General features: G+C 70.4%; 13 protein-coding genes, 1 other RNA gene and 3 pseudogenes. 10 read left to right on the top strand and 7 right to left on the bottom strand.

The window, feature by feature from the left end; translation table 11 throughout:
* The first annotated feature begins 106 nt into the window (after positions 1-106).
* Genes ACZ7OO_RS09090 through ACZ7OO_RS09080 form a run of 3 tightly spaced genes read left to right on the top strand, consistent with a single transcriptional unit; the run spans position 107 to position 2,985 of the window.
* The gene (locus tag ACZ7OO_RS09090; protein ID WP_471503016.1) at positions 107-946 is read left to right on the top strand and encodes a Nif3-like dinuclear metal center hexameric protein; all 840 of its coding nucleotides are present in this window, start codon (positions 107-109) and stop codon (positions 944-946) included.
* Positions 943-1,686 carry a zinc ribbon domain-containing protein gene (locus ACZ7OO_RS09085; protein ID WP_471503408.1) on the top strand — a complete coding sequence of 248 codons (744 nt, stop codon included), beginning with the start codon at positions 943-945 and terminating at the stop codon, positions 1,684-1,686. The genes ACZ7OO_RS09090 and ACZ7OO_RS09085 overlap by 4 nt, the downstream gene beginning before the upstream one ends.
* Positions 1,687-1,710: 24 nt before the next feature.
* Positions 1,711-2,985: a bifunctional RNase H/acid phosphatase gene (locus ACZ7OO_RS09080; RefSeq protein ID WP_471503014.1), complete on the top strand. Its 1,275-nt coding sequence runs from the start codon at positions 1,711-1,713 to the stop codon at positions 2,983-2,985.
* On the opposite strand, the gene ACZ7OO_RS09075 is transcribed toward ACZ7OO_RS09080, so the two are convergent.
* Positions 2,957-3,607, bottom strand: coding sequence for a bifunctional 4-hydroxy-2-oxoglutarate aldolase/2-dehydro-3-deoxy-phosphogluconate aldolase (locus ACZ7OO_RS09075; RefSeq protein WP_471503012.1), 651 nt, complete (start codon positions 3,605-3,607; stop codon positions 2,957-2,959). The genes ACZ7OO_RS09080 and ACZ7OO_RS09075 overlap by 29 nt on opposite strands.
* 72 nt (positions 3,608-3,679) lie before the next feature.
* Positions 3,680-4,462 carry a peroxide stress protein YaaA gene (gene yaaA, locus ACZ7OO_RS09070; protein WP_471503010.1) on the bottom strand — a complete coding sequence of 261 codons (783 nt, stop codon included), beginning with the start codon at positions 4,460-4,462 and terminating at the stop codon, positions 3,680-3,682.
* A 100-nt stretch (positions 4,463-4,562) separates the two neighbouring features.
* Here yaaA and ACZ7OO_RS09065 point away from each other — a divergent pair, with 100 nt between their 5' ends.
* The gene (locus tag ACZ7OO_RS09065; protein WP_471503008.1) at positions 4,563-5,999 is read left to right on the top strand and encodes an RNB domain-containing ribonuclease; all 1,437 of its coding nucleotides are present in this window, start codon (positions 4,563-4,565) and stop codon (positions 5,997-5,999) included.
* A 63-nt stretch (positions 6,000-6,062) separates the two neighbouring features.
* Here the strand turns inward: ACZ7OO_RS09065 and ACZ7OO_RS09060 are convergent.
* Positions 6,063-6,281 (bottom strand): annotated as a pseudogene (locus tag ACZ7OO_RS09060) (MerR family transcriptional regulator); the annotation flags it as partial.
* Positions 6,282-6,334: 53 nt separating this feature from the next.
* Positions 6,335-7,487 (bottom strand): annotated as a pseudogene (locus ACZ7OO_RS09055) (FAD-dependent monooxygenase); the annotation flags it as partial.
* A gap of 86 nt (positions 7,488-7,573) precedes the next feature.
* On the opposite strand from ACZ7OO_RS09055, the pseudogene ACZ7OO_RS09050 reads away from it, so the two are divergent.
* From ACZ7OO_RS09050 to ACZ7OO_RS09025, 6 genes and pseudogenes are all read left to right on the top strand, one after another.
* Positions 7,574-8,012, top strand: a pseudogene (locus ACZ7OO_RS09050) (helix-turn-helix domain-containing protein).
* 38 nt (positions 8,013-8,050) lie between these two features.
* A complete protein-coding gene (locus ACZ7OO_RS09045) occupies positions 8,051-8,881 on the top strand; it encodes an AraC family transcriptional regulator (protein ID WP_471503006.1) in 831 nt (276 codons plus the stop codon).
* Between the two features lie 16 nt (positions 8,882-8,897).
* On the top strand, positions 8,898-9,860 hold the full coding sequence (locus ACZ7OO_RS09040) for a DMT family transporter (RefSeq protein WP_471503004.1): 963 nt from the start codon (positions 8,898-8,900) through the stop codon (positions 9,858-9,860).
* A gap of 18 nt (positions 9,861-9,878) precedes the next feature.
* An RNA gene (gene rnpB / locus ACZ7OO_RS09035) (RNase P RNA component class A) lies at positions 9,879-10,284 on the top strand.
* A 472-nt stretch (positions 10,285-10,756) separates the two neighbouring features.
* Complete coding sequence (locus ACZ7OO_RS09030) at positions 10,757-12,121, top strand: hypothetical protein (protein WP_471503002.1); 1,365 nt, start codon at positions 10,757-10,759, stop codon at positions 12,119-12,121.
* Between the two features lie 23 nt (positions 12,122-12,144).
* Positions 12,145-14,256 carry an AIPR family protein gene (locus tag ACZ7OO_RS09025; protein ID WP_471503001.1) on the top strand — a complete coding sequence of 704 codons (2,112 nt, stop codon included), beginning with the start codon at positions 12,145-12,147 and terminating at the stop codon, positions 14,254-14,256.
* Between the two features lie 27 nt (positions 14,257-14,283).
* On the opposite strand, the gene ACZ7OO_RS09020 is transcribed toward ACZ7OO_RS09025, so the two are convergent.
* The 3 genes from ACZ7OO_RS09020 to ACZ7OO_RS09010 form a co-directional block, all read right to left on the bottom strand.
* On the bottom strand, positions 14,284-15,900 hold the full coding sequence (locus ACZ7OO_RS09020) for a serine/threonine-protein kinase (RefSeq protein WP_471502999.1): 1,617 nt from the start codon (positions 15,898-15,900) through the stop codon (positions 14,284-14,286).
* Positions 15,901-15,979: 79 nt separating this feature from the next.
* Positions 15,980-16,171: a hypothetical protein gene (locus tag ACZ7OO_RS09015; protein WP_471502997.1), complete on the bottom strand. Its 192-nt coding sequence runs from the start codon at positions 16,169-16,171 to the stop codon at positions 15,980-15,982.
* 12 nt (positions 16,172-16,183) lie between these two features.
* Complete coding sequence (locus ACZ7OO_RS09010) at positions 16,184-17,032, bottom strand: helix-turn-helix domain-containing protein (protein WP_471502995.1); 849 nt, start codon at positions 17,030-17,032, stop codon at positions 16,184-16,186.
* Positions 17,033-17,283: the final 251 nt, after the last annotated feature.

The raw sequence follows: 17,283 nt of genomic DNA, 5'->3' as shown, positions 1-17,283 counted from the left end.
TGCACACTCGGCGATTCGCCTGAGGAAACGGGGACGGGTGTGCTGCGCGTAGCCTCCCGTGGGCGAGCAGGTACGGCACCGCGGGACAGGCAGGTAGCCTTTCCTCGTGCCCCGTCTGTCAGAAGTCATCGCCGCGCTGGAGAGCCTGTGGCCCCCGGAGCGGGCCGAGTCCTGGGACGCGGTCGGCACCGTCGTGGGCGACCCCGGGCAGGAGGTCATCCGGGTCCTCTTCGCTGTCGACCCCGTGCAGGACATCGTCGACGAGGCGGTGAAGCTGGGCGCCGACCTGCTGGTCACCCACCACCCCCTCTATCTGCGCGGTACGACGACGGTCGCGGCGACCCACTTCAAGGGCCGGGTGGTCCACACCCTCATCAAGAACGACATCGCGCTGCACGTCGCCCACACCAACGCCGACACCGCCGACCCGGGCGTCTCCGACGCGCTCGCGGGGGCCCTTGACCTGAGGGTGGTACGGCCCCTCGTCCCGGACCCCACCGACCCGGAGGGCCGCCGGGGCCTGGGCCGCGTCTGCGAACTGGACCACCCGGTGACCGTCCGCGACCTCGCCGAACGGGCTGCCGCCCGGCTGCCCGCCACCGCGCAGGGCATCCGCGTCGCCGGCGACCCCGAGGCCGTCGTCCGTACGATCGCCGTCAGCGGCGGCAGCGGTGACAGCCTCTTCGACGTCGTACGCGCCGCCGGGGTGGACGCCTTCCTCACGGCGGACCTGCGCCACCACCCGGCCTCCGAAGCCGTGGCCCACAGTCCCCTCGCGCTGCTCGACGCGGCGCACTGGGCCACCGAATGGCCCTGGTGCGAGCTGGCCGCAGCCCAGCTCGACGAAATCTCCGACCGCCACGGCTGGGACCTTCGCGTGCACGTCTCCAAGACGGTCACCGATCCCTGGACCAGCCACTCACCGTCCCTTGGAGCCCCCAACTGAACGCCGCGCCCGCCGACCAGATCCGACTCCTCGACGTCCAGGCCCTGGACGTCCGCCTCCAGCAGTTGGCGCACAAGCGGAAGTCGCTGCCCGAACACGCCGAGATCGAGTCGCTGACGAAGGACCTCACCCAGCTGCGCGACCTGCTCGTGGCCGCGCAGACCGAGGAGAGCGACACCGCCCGCGAGCAGACCAAGGCCGAGCAGGACGTGGACCAGGTGCGCCAGCGCGCCACCCGCGACCAGCAGCGCCTGGACTCCGGCGCGGTCACCTCCCCGAAGGACCTGGAGAACCTCCAGAAGGAGATCGTCTCCCTCGCCAAGCGCCAGGGCGACCTGGAGGACGTCGTCCTGGAGGTCATGGAACGCCGCGAGTCCGCCCAGGAGCGGGTCGCCGAACTGACCGAGCGGGTCGGCGCCGTCCAGGGCCGGATCGACGAGGTCACCGCCCGCCGGAACGCCGCCTCCGGGGAACTCGAGGCCGAGGCGGCCACGGTCACCAAGGAGCGCGAGGTCATCGCGGGCTCGGTCCCGGCGGACCTGCTGAAGCTCTACGACAAGCTGCGCGAGCAGCAGGGCGGCATCGGCGCGGCCAAGCTGTACGCCCGCAGCTGCCAGGGCTGCCGGCAGGAGCTCGCCATCACCGAGCTGAACGAGATCCGCGCCGCCGCGCCCGACACGGTGGTGCGCTGCGAGAACTGCCGCCGCATCCTGGTCCGCACGGCCGAGTCCGGCCTGTAGTCCGGACAGTAGTAAGGGGCTTACGTGGCAAGGGAGTTCATCGTCGAGGCGGACGGCGGCTCCCGGGGCAACCCGGGCCCCGCCGGCTACGGCGCGGTGGTCATCGACGCGGTGACCGGCGAGACGCTGGCGGAGGTCGCCGAGTACCTCGGCGTCACCACCAACAACGTCGCCGAGTACCGCGGCCTCCTCGCGGGCCTGCGCTCGGCGCACGACCTGGATCCGACCGCCGTCGTCCACGTCCGCATGGACTCCAAGCTGGTCGTCGAGCAGATGACGGGCCGCTGGAAGATCAAGCACCCCGACATGAAGCCGCTGGCGGCGGAGGCGGCACGGGTGTTCCCGGCGGGGCAGGTGACGTACGAGTGGATCCCACGGGAGCAGAACAAGCACGCCGACCGCCTGGCGAACGAGGCGATGGACGCGGGGAAGCGGGGCGAGCGGTGGTCGGCTTCGGCGTCGACGGCGGAGCTTGACGTTCGATCCGCGGCGGCTGCAGTGCCCCGTGAGGGGCGCGGGGCTGAGACATGTGCGGCTCCGCCGCGTGGGCGCGACCAGCCCCCACCGGCTCGCACTGTGACGACTGCCGAAGCCGTAGCCCCCGACACCCGCGCCGCGCGCAACGTGGCGACGGCTCCTCAGCCAACCTCCGGCTGGGCGTCGCCAGACATGGGCGCCCCCGCCACCTTCGTCCTCCTGCGCCACGGCGAGACCCCCCTCACCCCCCAGAAACGCTTCTCCGGCAGCGGCGGCACCGACCCCGCCCTCTCCGACGCAGGCCAGGAGCAGGCGCGGCGCGCCGCCGAGGCCCTCGCCCGGCGCGGCACGATCGAGGCGATCCTCGCCTCCCCGCTCACCCGCACCCGCCAGACCGCCGCCGCCGTGGCCAACCGCCTCGGTCTCGACGTCACGATCGAGGAGGGGCTCAAGGAGACGGACTTCGGCGCCTGGGAGGGCCTCACCTTCGGCGAGGTCCGCGAGCGCTACCCGGACGACCTGAACGCCTGGCTCGCCGACCCGGAGGCCCACCCCACCGGCGGCGGCGAGAGCTTCGCCGAGACGGCGACCCGCATCGCGGCCACCAGGGACAAGCTGGTCGCCGCCTACGCGGGCCGCACGGTCCTCCTGGTCACCCACGTCACGCCGATCAAGACGTTCGTGCGGCTCGCCCTCGGCGCCCCGGCCAAGTCCCTGTTCCGCATGGAACTGTCGGCGGCCTCGCTGTCGGCGGTGGCGTACTACGCGGACGGCAACGCGAGCGTACGGCTCTTCAACGACACGTCCCACCTGCGTCCCTGAGGGCCGCCGCGGCCCGCGCCAGCGACTCGACGCGGGCCCAGTCCCGGGCGGCCACGGCGTCCGTCGGGAGCATCCAAGTGCCGCCCACGCAGCCGACGTTGGGGAGGGCGAGGTACTCCGGGGCGTTGTCCGCGCCGATCCCTCCGGTCGGGCAGAAGCGGGCCTGCGGGAGCGGACCCGCAAGGGACTTCAGATAGGCAGTGCCGCCGGCGGCCTGCGCCGGGAAGAACTTCATCTCCCGCACCCCGTGTTCGAGCAGCGCGATCACCTCCGAGGCGGTCGACACGCCCGGCAGGAACGGCACCCCGGACGCCACCATCGCCCCGAGCAGCCCGTCCGTCCACCCCGGGCTCACCAGAAACCGCGCCCCGGCCGCCACGCACTCCGTGACCTGCCCGGGCGTCAGTACGGTCCCCGCCCCGACCACCGCGTCCGGCACGGCGTCGGCGATCGCCCGGATCGCGTCGAGCGCCGCCGGGGTCCGCAGGGTCACCTCGATCGCGGGCAGCCCCCCGGCCACCAGCGCCCGCGCGAGCGGCACGGCATCGCCGGCGTCCTCGATCACGACGACGGGGACGACGGGGGCGAGGTCCAGCACGGAGGTGGGCATGGAGGTGGGCATGGCCGACATCCTGCCGGGGTGATGCGCACCGCGCAAAGCGCGTTGCGCATGCTGCAATGCGCAGTGTCGCCCCTAGTGAACCTCCTCCACCAGCACGTCCAGCGCCCACGCCTGCCCAGCCTTCCCCGGCGCCACGGCCTCCACCTCGTACCCCAGGTCCCGCAAGGCCTCCACCAGCTCGCCCGGGCCACCCGGCGCGATCCCGGCGGCCAGCAGGCACCGTACGATCCGCCCCTTCGTCGCCTTGTTGAAGTGGCTCACCACCTTGCGTGTCGGCGCATGCAGCACCCGCACGGTCGCCGTCCGCGAGGCCACCTCCCCCTTCGGCTTCCACGCGGACGAGTACGCCGCCGACCGCAGATCCAGCACCAGCCCCGCCCCGGCCGCCTCCGGCAGCACCTCCGCCATCGGCTTCCGCCAGTGCGTCCCCAGCGCGCCGAGCCCAGGCAGCCTCACCCCCATCGAGCAGCGGTACGACGGGATCCGGTCCGTCACCCGGACGGCGCCCCACAACCCCGAGAACACCAGCAGCGACCGCGCGGCCCGCCTCTTCGCGGCCGCGTCCAGAGAGGCCAGGCCGAGAGCGTCGTACAGCACCCCCGTGTAGATCTCCCCGGCCGGCCGCGCGCCCGCCGTCCGCAGCCCCGCGTTCTTGGCGACCTCACCGCGCAGCCCCTCGCTCAGCCCGAGGACCTCGCGCGCCTTCTCCTCGTCACCGGCGCACAGGTCGACCAGCTCGGCGAGCACGGCCTCTCGGGCGTCCGCGAGCCCCGGCAGGGACAGCGACTCCGGCTTCAGCGGGGCACCACGGCCTGAGGACGCCTTGCCTTCCGAGGGCGGCAGCAGGACCAGCACACGTACTCCTCTTCACCGTCAAGTCCAACATCAATTTCGTCATCAACGCTTCGCGCCAGCGTAAAGCGCCACAGCGGCGCGATGTGACTACGCTCGTCGTATGCCCAGCCGCCACATCCGTGTCAAGGGCGCCCCCGAGGCCCCCCTCCGGGCCGCGCTCGCCGCGCTCCGGTCCGACCTCGGCGTACCGGACGCCTTCCGGCCCGAGGTGACCGCGGAGGCCGAGGGCGCCGCCAGATACCCGGCCGTGCCCGCCCACGACGCGACCGACCTCCCCTTCTTCACGATCGACCCGCCCACCGCTAACGACCTCGACCAGGCGATGCACCTCGCCCGGCACCACGGCGGCTACCGCGTCCGGTACGCCATCGCCGACGTCGCCGCCTTCGTCGTGCCCGGCGGCGCGCTGGACTCCGAGGCGCACCACCGCGTGAACACGCTCTACTTCCCGGACGGGCGGGTCCCGCTGCACCCCGACGTACTGAGCGAGGGCGCGGCCAGCCTGCTCGCCGGGCAGACCTGCCCGGCCGTCCTGTGGACCATCGACCTGGACGAAGACGGCCGGATGCTGACCGCCGACGTCCGCCGGTCCCTCGTCCGCAGCCGGGCCAAGCTGGACTACGCGGACGTGCAGCAGCACATCGACGACGGGACCGCCGAGGAACCCCTCGCCCTGCTCAAGGAGATCGGCGAGGCACGCGAGCGGCTGGAGGTGGAGCGCGGCGGCATCTCGCTCAACGTGCCGGAGCAGGAGATCGTCGAGTACGACCACACCTACCAGCTCAGCTACCGAACCCCGCTGCCCGCCGAGGCCTGGAACGCCCAGATCTCCCTGCTCACCGGCATGGCCGCCGCCGATCTGATGCTGGCCCACGGCACCGGCGTACTGCGCACCCTGCCCACCGCCCCCGACGGCGCGGTGGCGCGACTGCGCCGAACCGCCACCGCCCTGCACATCGACTGGCCGCACCATGTCTCGTACGCCGCGCTGATCCGCTCCCTGAACCCCCGCCGCCCCCGCCACGCGGCCTTCCTCCAGGAGTGCACCACGTTGCTGCGCGGCGCGGGCTACACCGTCTTCCGGGACGGCGTGGTGCCCGCGGTCACGACCCACGCGGCCGTGGCCGCCCCCTACGCGCACTGCACCGCGCCCCTGCGCCGCCTGGCCGACCGCTACGCCTCGGAGCTGTGCCTGGCGGCGGCGGCCGGCGAGACTCCGCCCGACTGGGTGCTGATGGCGTTGCACCTGCTCCCCAAGGAGATGGCCGAGGGCTCGCGGCGCGCGGGCACGGTGGAGCGGGAGTGCGTCGACATCGTCGAGGCGGCCTTGCTCAAGGACCGGGTCGGGGAGGTCTTCGACGGGTGCGTGGTGGAGGTCGAGCCGCGTCAGCCGGCCGTGGGGAAGGTGCTGTTGCAGCAGCCCGCCGTCATTGGCCGAATCGAGGGCGGCGCGCCTCTTCCGCTGGGCGAGCGGTTGCCGGTGCGGCTGACCCAGGCCGATCCGGGGACGGCGAAGGTGCGGTTCGCGCCCGCGTGACCTGTCGTACGAGACCGGTGGCGTCGTCGGCGTGGAACCGCACGACGCTCACCTCGCGTCGGCGGCCCGTCCGAGCCCCGGCTCGGTCAGCCGCCGGATCCGGGCGAGGACCACGGCATGGCGGCGGGCGTGGTCCCGGACGGGGGCCCGCCCGCTCCGGCGAAGCCGAGAGCGGGCGACGTCGGAGAGCCGCGCGGGCTCGGGCGGCAGGCTCAGGTGGTGGTAGTGCCGCACCGCGCGCGTGGTGACGCCGACGCCGGCGGCGAGTTCTCCGATCCGCACACCACCGGTACGGACGTTGACGTCGTGGCGGGGTCAACCGAGCAGCCGCAGCCTCAGGCGGTGACGAACCAGCGGGTCAGAGCGTCGTCGAGGTCGTCTCCCCGGTCGTCGTCCCCGTCCGCGGCCCAGGCCACGAAACCGTCGGGCCGCACGAGGAGACCGGTCAGCTCCGGCCGCCCCGGGCAGACCGCACCGACGACGTCCACCCGGTCGCCGTACCCCTCCGCCCGGGCACGCAGCTTCGGGTCGTCCGCGAGGTCGAACAGAACCGCCCGGCCGCCGTGCAGCCGGTCGCCGAGCCGGGTGCCGTCGGAGAACTCCAGGTCAGGGGCGCTCCGCCCGGTCAGCGGGTGCTCCCCGGGCAGGTCGTACCGCTGCCAGACACCGGAGATCCGCTTGACGAGGTACGTCGTCCCGTTCTTGGTCTGCGCGAGATCGGTGAGCACCCGGCGCAGCGCGCGGGCGTGCCGGTCGGGCCGCATCACGGCGATCTGGGCGCGGGTCCAGTCCAGCACCCAGGCGCCGATCGGGTGCCGTTCGGCGGAGTAGCTGTCGAGGAGGGCTTCCGGGGCCGTGCCGCGTGCGACGGCGGCGAGCTTCCAGCCGAGGTTCAGGGCGTCGCCGAGCCCGAGGTTGAGCCCCTGTCCGCCGAACGGCGAGTGCACATGCGCCGCGTCCCCGGCGAGCAGCACCCGGCCCTTGCGGTAGGTGGTCGCCTGCCGGGCGTTGTCGGTGAACCGGGTCGACGAGTGCACCTGGTGGATGGTCACCTCGGGCACCCGACACCCGGCGCAGGGCGGCCTGGAGTTCCTCGGCGGTGATGGGCGCGGAACGGTCGGCTGGCGGCCCGTCGAACTCGACGGTGAGGATCCGGCCGGGGAAGGGCCCGTTGACGTACGTCCCGACGTCGGTGGTGTTCCACCCGGTCCCCAGCCGCTCGCCTCCGCTCATCTCGACGACGGCCTGATAGCCGGTGATCTCCGGTTCGGTACCGGAGAAGTCGATCCCGGCGAGCTTGCGGACGGTACTCCGCCCGCCGTCGCACCCGACGAGCCGGCCGGCCCGGACCGCCTCGGAGGCGCCCAGCCGTACGGTGACCCCGTCCTCCTCGGCGTCGAAGCCGGTCAGCTCCACGCCCCGGCGGACCTCGACGCCGAGCCGTTCGGCGCGGGCGGCCAGGATCCGCTCCAGGTCGGCCTGCGGGACACCGAGATGAGAACAGGCCAGGGGAGTCCCTTCGGGAGCGCAAGAAGCGGGAGACGCGGCAGCGGATCTCGAACGTCGCGACGGTGATGTTCCGGGAGCACGGCTTCGACCAGGTGACGGTCGCGGAGGTCGCGCGGGCGGCCGGTGTCTCGGCGATGACCGTCTTCAACTACTTCCCGCGCAAGGAGGACCTGTTCCTCGACCGCATCCCGGAAGGGCGGGGTGGGGGAGGGCTTCGAGGGCTTCTGGCCGGTCGTCGCCGAGTCACCGGCGCTGCTGGCACGCGCCCGTGAGGCGGCCGAGGAGGTGGAACGGGCACTGGCCGGAGCGCTCGCCAAAGCCGGGGTCACGGACGCGGAACTGGTGGCGGCGGTGACCGTCGCCGCGTACCGCTCGGTGTGTGTCACCTCCGTACGGCGCCAGCTCGCGGGCCACCCGTTCGCGGAGGTCGTCGAGGACCACCGGGCGCGGATGGGAGCGGCGTTCGACACGCTGGAGCGGATGGGGCATGGAACCGGTGCCTGAAGGCGTTGCACCCTTAGCTCACAGGGGGGGTGCCGAAGGTGGCGGAACAAGCACGGTGGACGAGGGCTCAGCTGGGCAGCTGCGGGCCGCCGCTGGACCTGCTGACGGCGCATTTCGAACGCCACATTTACGCCCCGCACGCACACGCCGAGTTCACCATCGGGGTGTGCGTGGGTGGCTCCGAGGTGATCGACTACCGAGGCGGCCGCGTCTACAACGGTCCCGGCTCGATCGTCGTCCTGGCGCCGGGCGAAATGCACACGGGGCGCCCGGCCACCACGACCGACGGCTACGCCTACCGTGCCCTGTACGCGGACCCGTCCCTGTTGGCGGAGGGCACCCTGGGCGCCGGCACACCGCACTTCCGCGAGCCGGTACTGGACGACCCGGAACTGGCCGCGGCCCTCCGCCAGGCCCACACCGACCTGGCCACCTGCCCCGACCCGCTGGAAGCGGAATCCCGCCTCCCCTGGCTGCTGACGGCCCTGTCCCGCCGCCACTCCACGGCCCGCCCGGCGAGGGACCACGTCCCCGGGGCGCAGGGGATATCCCTCCAGGTCCGAGACCGACTGGCCGACGAACTGACGGCCCCACCCTCACTCTCCGCCCTGGCCGCAGACCTGGGTCTCTCCCGCTACCAGCTCCTCAGGGCCTTCCGTACGACGATGGGAGTCCCGCCGTACGCCTGGCTGGCCCAGTACCGGGTGACCCGGGCCCGCGCCCTCCTGGACTCGGGCCTGCGCCCGGCGGAGGTGGCGACACTGGTGGGCTTCGCCGACCAGGCCCACCTCACCCGCTGGTTCCGCAGGGTGCTGGGGGTGACCCCGGCGGCGTACCGCAACAGCGTTCAAGACGCGGCACGGTCATGACACCGATGCTGTGCGCATGACTGCACGAGGCTGGCTTCTCTTCTCCCTCATGGGAGTGATCTGGGGCATCCCCTATCTGATGATCAAGGTGGCGGTGGACGAGGTGTCCCCGTCGATGGTGGTGTTCGCGCGTTGTGCTGTGGGCGCCCTGCTCCTCCTCCCGCTGGCGATCCGCCAGGGAGGCCTGTGGCTGACGATCCGCACCCACTGGCGCCCGATGCTGGCCTTCGCATGCATAGAGATCATGGGCCCCTGGTTCACGCTCACGGACGCCGAACGCCACCTGTCCAGCTCCACGGCGGGCCTGCTGATAGCGGGCGTACCGATCGTGGGCGTGGTCGCGGCTCGCTACTTCGGCGACACGGAACACCTGGGAGTACGACGGGTGACGGGCCTCCTGATCGGCCTGGCCGGCGTGGGCGTCCTGACCGTCCCCCACCTCACCGGCGGCGACGCCCGCTCCCTGGGCGAGGTCCTGCTCACGGTGATCGGCTACGCGACAGCGCCCCTGATAGCGGCCCGCCGCCTGAAGGACGTCCCGACGCTGCAGCTGATAGCGCCGTGCCTGACCCTGGCGACGATCGTCTACGCCCCCGCGGCGGCCGCGACCTGGCCCACCTCGATGCCCTCTTCCGGGGCTCTCCTCTCCCTCCTCGCCCTGGGCGTCCTGTGCACCGCGGTGGCCTTCGTCGCCTTCTTGGAGCTCATCAAGGAGATAGGCCCGACCCGCTCGACGGTGATCACGTACGTCAACCCGGCGGTGGCGGTGGCGGCCGGGGCCCTCTTCCTGGACGAGCGCTTCACCGCCACGATCGCGGTCTCCTTCGCGCTGATCCTGGCGGGGTCGGTGCTGGCGACGATGGCCTCGGCACCGAAGGAGTCGGCAGACCCGGTTCCGGTGCGTCCCGCCCGACAGTGGCTCCGCCGCGGACCGGCCCCGGCCCCCCGGCCGGAACGAGACGAGGCCGGCGCCCGGTAACATGGTGGACACGGCAGACGAGCCGGGCGGACGGCCGCGTGGAGTTCCCTCCGGGGGCTTCCCGAGGAACGTCCGGGCTCCACAGGGCAGGGTGGTGGCTAACGGCCACCCGAGGCGACTCGCGGGACAGTGCCACAGAAAGCAGACCGCCGGGGACCTCGGTCCTCGGTAAGGGTGAAACGGTGGTGTAAGAGACCACCAGTGCCCAGGGCGACCTGGGCAGCTAGGTAAACCCCACCCGGAGCAAGGTCAAGAGGGGCCGCCGTAACAGGCGGCCCTGCGGGGACGTTCGAGGGCTGCCCGCCCGAGCCCCCGGGTAGACCGCACGAGGCCGGTGGCAACACCGGCCCTAGATGGATGGCCGTCACCCCGGCACCCGCGAGGGACCGGGGAACAGAACCCGGCGTACAGCCCGACTCGTCTGCCGCTGAGGGTCCCTGACCAGGGAACATGCTGGTCAGGGGCCCTTTTGGCCGGTCAGGAGCTTGATCGAACCCCGGTCCGTACCGGTTCAAGCCGGACCTCACGGTTACGAGCGTAGCCACGAAGGTAGCCACCCACGTGGCCCTTGTGGGCACTTGCCCTGATCACTGGGCTGCGGTGATTCTCTGTGCACTACTGCCCGGCTTGCCCGAATGCAAGGCACCCGCCATCAGCGGACGGCTGCAATTTCCAGGGTGGGCCATTTTATGCGGGGGACAACGACCTGCGCGCGCCGTTGATCGGACGTCAGGCAATCGGTGGGTCCGTAGGCTTGGTCTTTGAGGAACTGGAAGAAGACGTAACGGAGTTGGCGGGGCAGCGACCTGGGGACGTGCAAGCCGGAAGCTTGAGCTGGCGCGCTACCATTCCTCTGTTTCTGGCTCGGCGTGGTGGCAGGCTGTTCGGGGGAGTGGATGACATTCGCACAACCAAGGCGGGTAGGTTTCCCGTCTTCGGCGCGATCGCCGCGGCTGGCGATTCTGCGCCCTGACGATGGCTTACTTCGCCTGCTCGATGGCGACCACACCAAGGAAAGGTCCTATTCCCAATCCTGCCGTGACTGGCCCGAGGTCAAGTCACACCTCGCGATCCTGCTTGCCCCTGCCGATCAGCAGGATGACGAAGATGGCGGGGAGCAACCGGAGCGGATCTGGGGGCTAAGTATCGTGCGCCCCGCTCATGAGACCGACCGGGACCGGAAGGTCGTCGTCACCTGTGCGCGAAGGCTTCGGGGCCTGGTGCCTTTCTCGGGGCTCTGGTGCGCCGGCGGCGAGCGGGACGGTGCACTCGCGAGGTCGTTACCGGAGAGCGGTCCTGTCACTGTCGGCGCGGACATGGTGTTCGCCAATCTCCGGCGCATCTCCCCTGATGTCGAGAGGGAAGTCCAGAGGCTGTTGCCGTTGCTCGACGACGGCGAAGGCTGGAGCGACCGGGAGCTCCGCTGGCGCGATGAGCGTGACGCTCTGCTGCTCTTCGCCAGGATAGCCGGGTTGGACCCGAAGGACTTCGCGTTGGTACGCGGCTGGGACAGGACGGCCGCCCGGGCAGGCTTCCTGAGCGGGCTCACCGGGACACCGGTTCAGCCGATGCTCGACGACATTCGTGGGCGGGCAGCTGAGAGGTTCAGCGATGTCGGTGAGACCGTAGCCCGGGCATTCGTGAGCGGCGGAGGCCGCCAAAGCTATGACTTCGAGGTCACGTCGATAACCGATCGGTGGGTGGTCGATGGTGGGGAGGGCACCCTCGACGCCCACTACTACCACGTCGACACCCGGACGCTCGTCGTACTGCGCTACCTGTGTCCTGACCCGAACGAGCTCTTGTCGTCCGACGCCCGGCACAGTCTGGACGATTTCCTCGGCCGTGTTCACCGCCTGCCGAGACCCGCCCAACGCAGCGCAGACGATTACGGCTTGCTGAACGACCCTCTCTTTCTCCGCATTCACGAGCAGGTGCCCTTCACCGCTGCTCTGCACCGGACGAGCCCCGGCGCGATCTACCCCTACGGCCAGATTGCGGCAGCGGTTTCGGCCGCCGCGGTGCATGGTCTCCCATGTCTTTCCACCGACATGCTCACCCGCCACATGGTGCCGACCGGCTTCGCCGGCTTGGTGCGCGACGGTTGGTTCGGTGCGCGCGACGTGCCCTTCGGGGTCGCCCTGGACTGGGTGGAGGCCACTGTTGAAACGGCTGGTGTCGCCTTGGTGTTCGTCGACTTCAGCAGTCGGCCGCGTGGCAACGGCTCAGGGATCGGGATGCGGGCTCAGGGCATCGCATGACGCCACCAGGAAGGCAACCAACCATGGCCAGCTCGGGGGCGGACACGCCTCGCCAGGTAACGCAGGTCCGCGAGCAACTGCACGAGACATTCGACGGGGTGATAGACGACAGCGACATCGCCCACTTCCGAGGGGACAACTACGAGCAGCGCTTCCTCTCTCGTGCCCTCGCCGCCCTCGCGGTACGACGCGTGGCCAAGTGCAGCGTGGCCGAGGCGGCCCGGTTCGTCACGGACGGCATCGCGGACCAGGGAATGGACGCCATCGCCCCCCTGCCAGACAGCCGACGGGCTCTGCTCGTCCAGGCGAAGTGGAGCGACAAGGGCACGGCGACCTTCGACGTGGGCGCAGCCAAGGCGATGGTGGACGGCCTGAACCGTATCGAGAACGAGCTGTACGACCAGTTCAACCAGCGTGCCGGCGCGCTCGCCCTGGAGGCCAGGCCGTTCATCGTCAACGAGAGAGCCACTTTGGTCATCGCGCTGATGGGCACTGTGGAGCCCTCTCCACCCGCACGCGAGGTTCTCGACAACGCTCTCGACGAGTTCAACAAACATGGCGCCCGCATGAGCGTCGAGGTGCTGTACGCCGCAGACTTCCATGACCAGATCCACGCGGATCTTCGGCCGGAGCCGATCTGTCTGGACGTACGCCTTGACGACTGGTACCAGCAGAAGGGACCACTCGAGGCCTATCAGGGCACGGTCTCCGCCGAGAGTGTCGCCGAGTGGTACGAGACGCACGGTACCGGCCTGTTCGAGCAGAATCTCCGGGCCCCGCTCGGGACCACCGTCACCAATGCGGAGATCGGGCTGACCCTTACCTCCGATCCCACCAGATTCTGGCACCTGAACAACGGCATCACCATGATCTGCGACTCGCTCACGGCGAAGAACGACAGCGCCAAGGCACCGCAGAGCAGGCCGACCACTCTCACCGTGACGGGGGCGAGCATCGTCAACGGCGCTCAGACGGTACGGGCTGTCGCCAGGGCCATGCATGACGACGGTGAGGCCGCGGCCAACGCCACCCTGAGCATCAAGGTCATCAACACGCACGAAGACCGGGAGTTCGGCGTCCAGGTCTCGCAGGCGGCGAACCGGCAGAACGCCATCGAGCAGCGCGATCACATCGCGCTGGAACCGGTGCACCAGGCGATCAAGGCCAACCTGCGCGCCGAACTGCGCAAGCAGTACGTGATCAAGCGCGGTGAGCCGGTCGCCGCGCCCGAGACCGGTTGTTCACTGGACGAACTCGCTCTCGCCCTCGCGTGCCTGCACCCGGATGCGGAACAGGCCGCCCGGGCCGCCAGTTCGACGGAGAACCTCTGGGAGCAGGGCCCCAAGGGCAGCCACACCCTGTTGTTCAAACGCGAACCCTCGCCGCAGAAGGTGTGGCGCTCCGTGCTCACGCTGCGCGCGGCACGGAGCGCGGTCTACGAACTGGGCAGTGGTCAGAACAGCCGCGAGGCCGCGACCACCGAGCATGGTGGCTTTCTCGTCACCCACCTGCTCTTTCAGCATCTCGGGGGCACGAGCATCGATGACCCCGACTTCGACTGGGACAGCGAGGTCCTGGAGAAGATCCCCGCCCTCGTACCGGACCTGGTGCGCCGGCTGACGCACCAGATCGTCACTCTTCACGGGTCGCGTCCCCAGATCAGGACTGCCTTCCAGACCACGGAGACGTGCCGGGAGCTCGCGAAGCATGTCCTCGGCGACCTGGCCGATGGCGTCGCCGTTCCCGCACCTCCTGTGAAGGAGCGCAAGCCGCGTCGCCCGAACACCGTGCCGCTCCTGGTCGACCGCCGTGTCATCAAGGACGGAGCCCCTCTCCGGTACGTGGCTCTGAACGAGCCCGAGCGCGACGCCATGGAGGAGTGGCTTGTCCAAGACGAACGGCGGCGCCAGGCGACCTGGGTCAATCATCGGACCAAGTCGATCCTGTGGGCATACGACGAGCAGCAGTACTCGCCGTCCGGGCTGGTGTCGAAGATGTGGGCGGACGCCGACTGGGGCGAGCGCCCCGTTGCCAATCAGGGAACGGCTCGCTGGTTCCAGTCGGATGGCCTGAGCCTGTGGGATCTGGCTCGGCGCATCCACAGCGAAGAGGACGAGGCCGAGGACGAGGTCTGACGGCGTGTACACCGCACCGGCAGGACGTCAGTAGGGGCGAGGTCCCTCGGGGCCGCGCAGCCGGGCTAGGAGATCGGCGATCTCGCGGGTCTCCTCGTCGTCCTCGCCGAGGAGGACGCACATGTCCTCGTGGAGGGCGTCGAGGACGCCTTCGGCCTCGGTGCGGCGGCCCTCGGAGAAGAGGAGGAGGCCGATGCTGCGGCGCAGGTCGAGAGCGGTCTCGGAGGCGTCTCCGGCCGCGTCGGACACGACTTCCAGGACCTCCTGGAACTCCTGCAGGGCTGCGGTGGCCTGGCCGAGGTTGGCCCGGCAGTGGGCGGCGTGCCGACGGCACTCCAGCGCGCTCTCGCTGGACGCTCCCGAGGTACGGGCGTAGACGGCGGCCAGCGCGTCGAACTCTGGCAAGGCGCGCCGGAAGTCCTCGCCGGCCATGAGGACCGCGGCGCGCTGCCGCCGCAGACCGAGCACACGGGGGTTGTGTGCACCGAGGGCGGTGGCCGCCGTGGCGATCACCGCTTTGAGGACGTCTGCGGCCTGGGCGAACCGTCCGCTTTCGGCGAGGTCCGCAGACCGGGCGTAGGCGTCCCGGATCGCGTCCCGGAGGGCGGTGTCGACGCGTGCCGGGACCGGCACCGGAGCCGTCGGCTCGGGTGAGGGCGCCGGTGTCGCAGTCCGCCGCAGGGGTGCGTTCGGCTGTCGGTAGACCACCGTCGGGTCGGGAACTTCAGAAGGGGGGCCGCCGTGGGCGAGGGCCACGGGTTCGGCTGCCGATCCCGGTTTCGGCAGGTGCGGTGACAGGCGTTCGTACACCGCGTACGCGTCGGCCGGACGCTGCTCGGGCACCTTGGCCAGCAGGTCCAGGGTCAGCGCTTCCAGATCCTCCGGTACCTCGGGCCGCAGAGTGCGCAGCGGTTTCGGCGGCACGTCCATGTGCTGGTGCAGGAGCTGGTAGTCGTTGTCGCCGCTGAAGACCGGCTCTCCGGCGAGGAGTTCGTGCAGCACGCAGCCGAGCGCGTAGAGGTCGCTCAGCGGTGTGATTTGCGCGCCGTCGATCTGCTCGGGTGGCATGTACCGGCTGGTACCGATCCGGCTGCCGGTGGCCGTGAGCCGGGTGACGTCCGTGTGCAGCAGCTTCGCGATGCCGAAGTCCAGCACCTTGACCGTGCCGTCCGAGGCGATCAGGACGTTGTCCGGCTTCAGGTCGCGGTGCACGACCGGGATGGCGTGCGCGTACGACAGGACGGTGCAGATCTGCGCTGCGATCGACGCGGCCCAGCTCACCGGAAGCTGGGCCGCCGCTCCGTCTTCCGCGCCGGCCAGCACCCTGCGCAGGGAGATCCCGCGCACGTACTCCATCACCAGGTACAGCCGGTCGTACGACGCCTCGTCGAGTACCGCGTCGAACACCTGCGGCACACCGTGATGCCCGATCCGAGCGGTGACGCGCGCCTCGCGTTCGAAGCGGCGGGCGAACTCCTCTGCCTGCGCGGCCGATGCGACGACGTCGGGCCGGATGAGCTTGACCGCGATCTCCCGGTCGAGGACGGCGTCGTAGCCCCGCCAGACCGTGCCCATGCCGCCGGACTCGATCTCCTCGATCAGCTCATAGCGGCCCTGCTCGCCGATTCTCCTGGCCTGCGACACGCGTTGCGCCCCCGTCGTCCTGATGCCACGTCAGTCGATCGCTGTACACGGTACCTATTGGAGGGGCGCGCGGCAGGGGTTACAGCAGGTGGTCGGCCTTGCCGGCCTTGATGTCGGTGATGAGGGTGCGCAGGGCTTCGAGGGAGTCGGTGAGGTATTGGTCCTCTTGGCCGTTGAGGGCTATGTAGCCGTTGCCGTCGGCGTCCGTACCGAGGCGGAAGCAGGAGCTGCCCTCGGCGCAGAACGGGGCTTCCCAGGTAATGTCAGCCATCTTGGCTTCTCCTCATAGCTGTTGGGCGATCTGACGGATGAAGTCGTGGGACTGCTCTGGCGGCAGAGCCAGACTTTCCAACAGATCGAGTTGTGCCCGGTATTTCGCCAACTGGCCTTCGGCGTGGAGAAAGGTGGGCCCGTGTGAGCTGTCAACTTGCACCGTATCGAGCTGCGGTACGGGCCCTTCGATGTGGACGACCGTTTGTCCTGCACCAGGGAAGGCGCCGTGGGTAAAGGGGAGGACGAGCACGGTGACGTTGTCCCGCTCGGAGACCTCCAGCAGGTACTCCAACTGGGCACGGGCCACGTCGATACCGCCGAACTGCATCCGGAGTGCGGCTTCGTGGATGACGGCGACGTACGGGACCGCTCTGTCGCCGGTGATCACCTGCTGGCGTTCCGCACGCAGCGCGAGTCGCAGAGCAACCTCGTGCTCGGGCAAGGCAGGAACCGCGGCCCGGAAGACGGCCATCGCCTGTTCCGATGTCTGGAGTACGCCTGGCACATGCACGGTGTTGGCACCGCGCATGCGCACGGCGTTGCTCTCCGTTTCCGCGATGTCCAGCAAGCCTTGGGGCAGGACGCCTCGGTAGCGCTCCCACCAGCCCGTACTCGCCTGAGTCATCTCGACCAGCGCCTCGATGTACGTCTCATCGGTCACATCGCAGTTGCAGGCCAGTGTGCGCAGGCGGTCGGCGCTGATGCCCCGGACTCCGGACTCGATGTTGGAGATCTTGCCTCTGTCCACGCCCAGTAGGCCCGCTGCGAACTCTGCGGACACGCCTGCCGCAGTACGGATACGCCGCAGCTCACTTCCCAGTCGCTTCTGCCGTTCCGTGGGAGTCGTCCTCGGGGGCATGGGGTTCCTTCCATCCGGCGGAGGTCGCTCGGTCGCACTCGGAGACGTTCTCACCCCTCTGTGGTGAATTCTCTTGAGCACGTGGAAAATTTACCACCGACTGATCTACTGTCAGTATCGCGCAAGTTACACACCGCAATGCCGGAAGCGCACCGCGCGAGCATGCCCGTCCGCCCTGGGACGGGTGTGCCCGCGACCAGGGCGGTAGGCCACCGGCGGCCCCAAACCCCTCACAGAGTCGTGGAGTTCGC

This window comes from Streptomyces sp. NPDC111744 (genome assembly GCF_055634995.1).
This window is presented reverse-complemented; position numbering and strand designations above follow the sequence as displayed.

What these genes read in the sequence shown, in the direction of transcription:
- ACZ7OO_RS09075 (WP_471503012.1), bottom strand. Translation starts at nt 3,607, where the DNA reads ATGCCCACCTCCATGCCCACCTCCGTGCTGGACCTCGCCCCCGTCGTC.
- ACZ7OO_RS09065 (WP_471503008.1), top strand. Translation starts at nt 4,563, where the DNA reads ATGCCCAGCCGCCACATCCGTGTCAAGGGCGCCCCCGAGGCCCCCCTC.
- ACZ7OO_RS09040 (WP_471503004.1), top strand. Translation starts at nt 8,898, where the DNA reads ATGACTGCACGAGGCTGGCTTCTCTTCTCCCTCATGGGAGTGATCTGG.
- ACZ7OO_RS09030 (WP_471503002.1), top strand. Translation starts at nt 10,757, where the DNA reads ATGACATTCGCACAACCAAGGCGGGTAGGTTTCCCGTCTTCGGCGCGA.
- ACZ7OO_RS09025 (WP_471503001.1), top strand. Translation starts at nt 12,145, where the DNA reads ATGGCCAGCTCGGGGGCGGACACGCCTCGCCAGGTAACGCAGGTCCGC.
- ACZ7OO_RS09015 (WP_471502997.1), bottom strand. Translation starts at nt 16,171, where the DNA reads ATGGCTGACATTACCTGGGAAGCCCCGTTCTGCGCCGAGGGCAGCTCC.
- ACZ7OO_RS09010 (WP_471502995.1), bottom strand. Translation starts at nt 17,032, where the DNA reads ATGCCCCCGAGGACGACTCCCACGGAACGGCAGAAGCGACTGGGAAGT.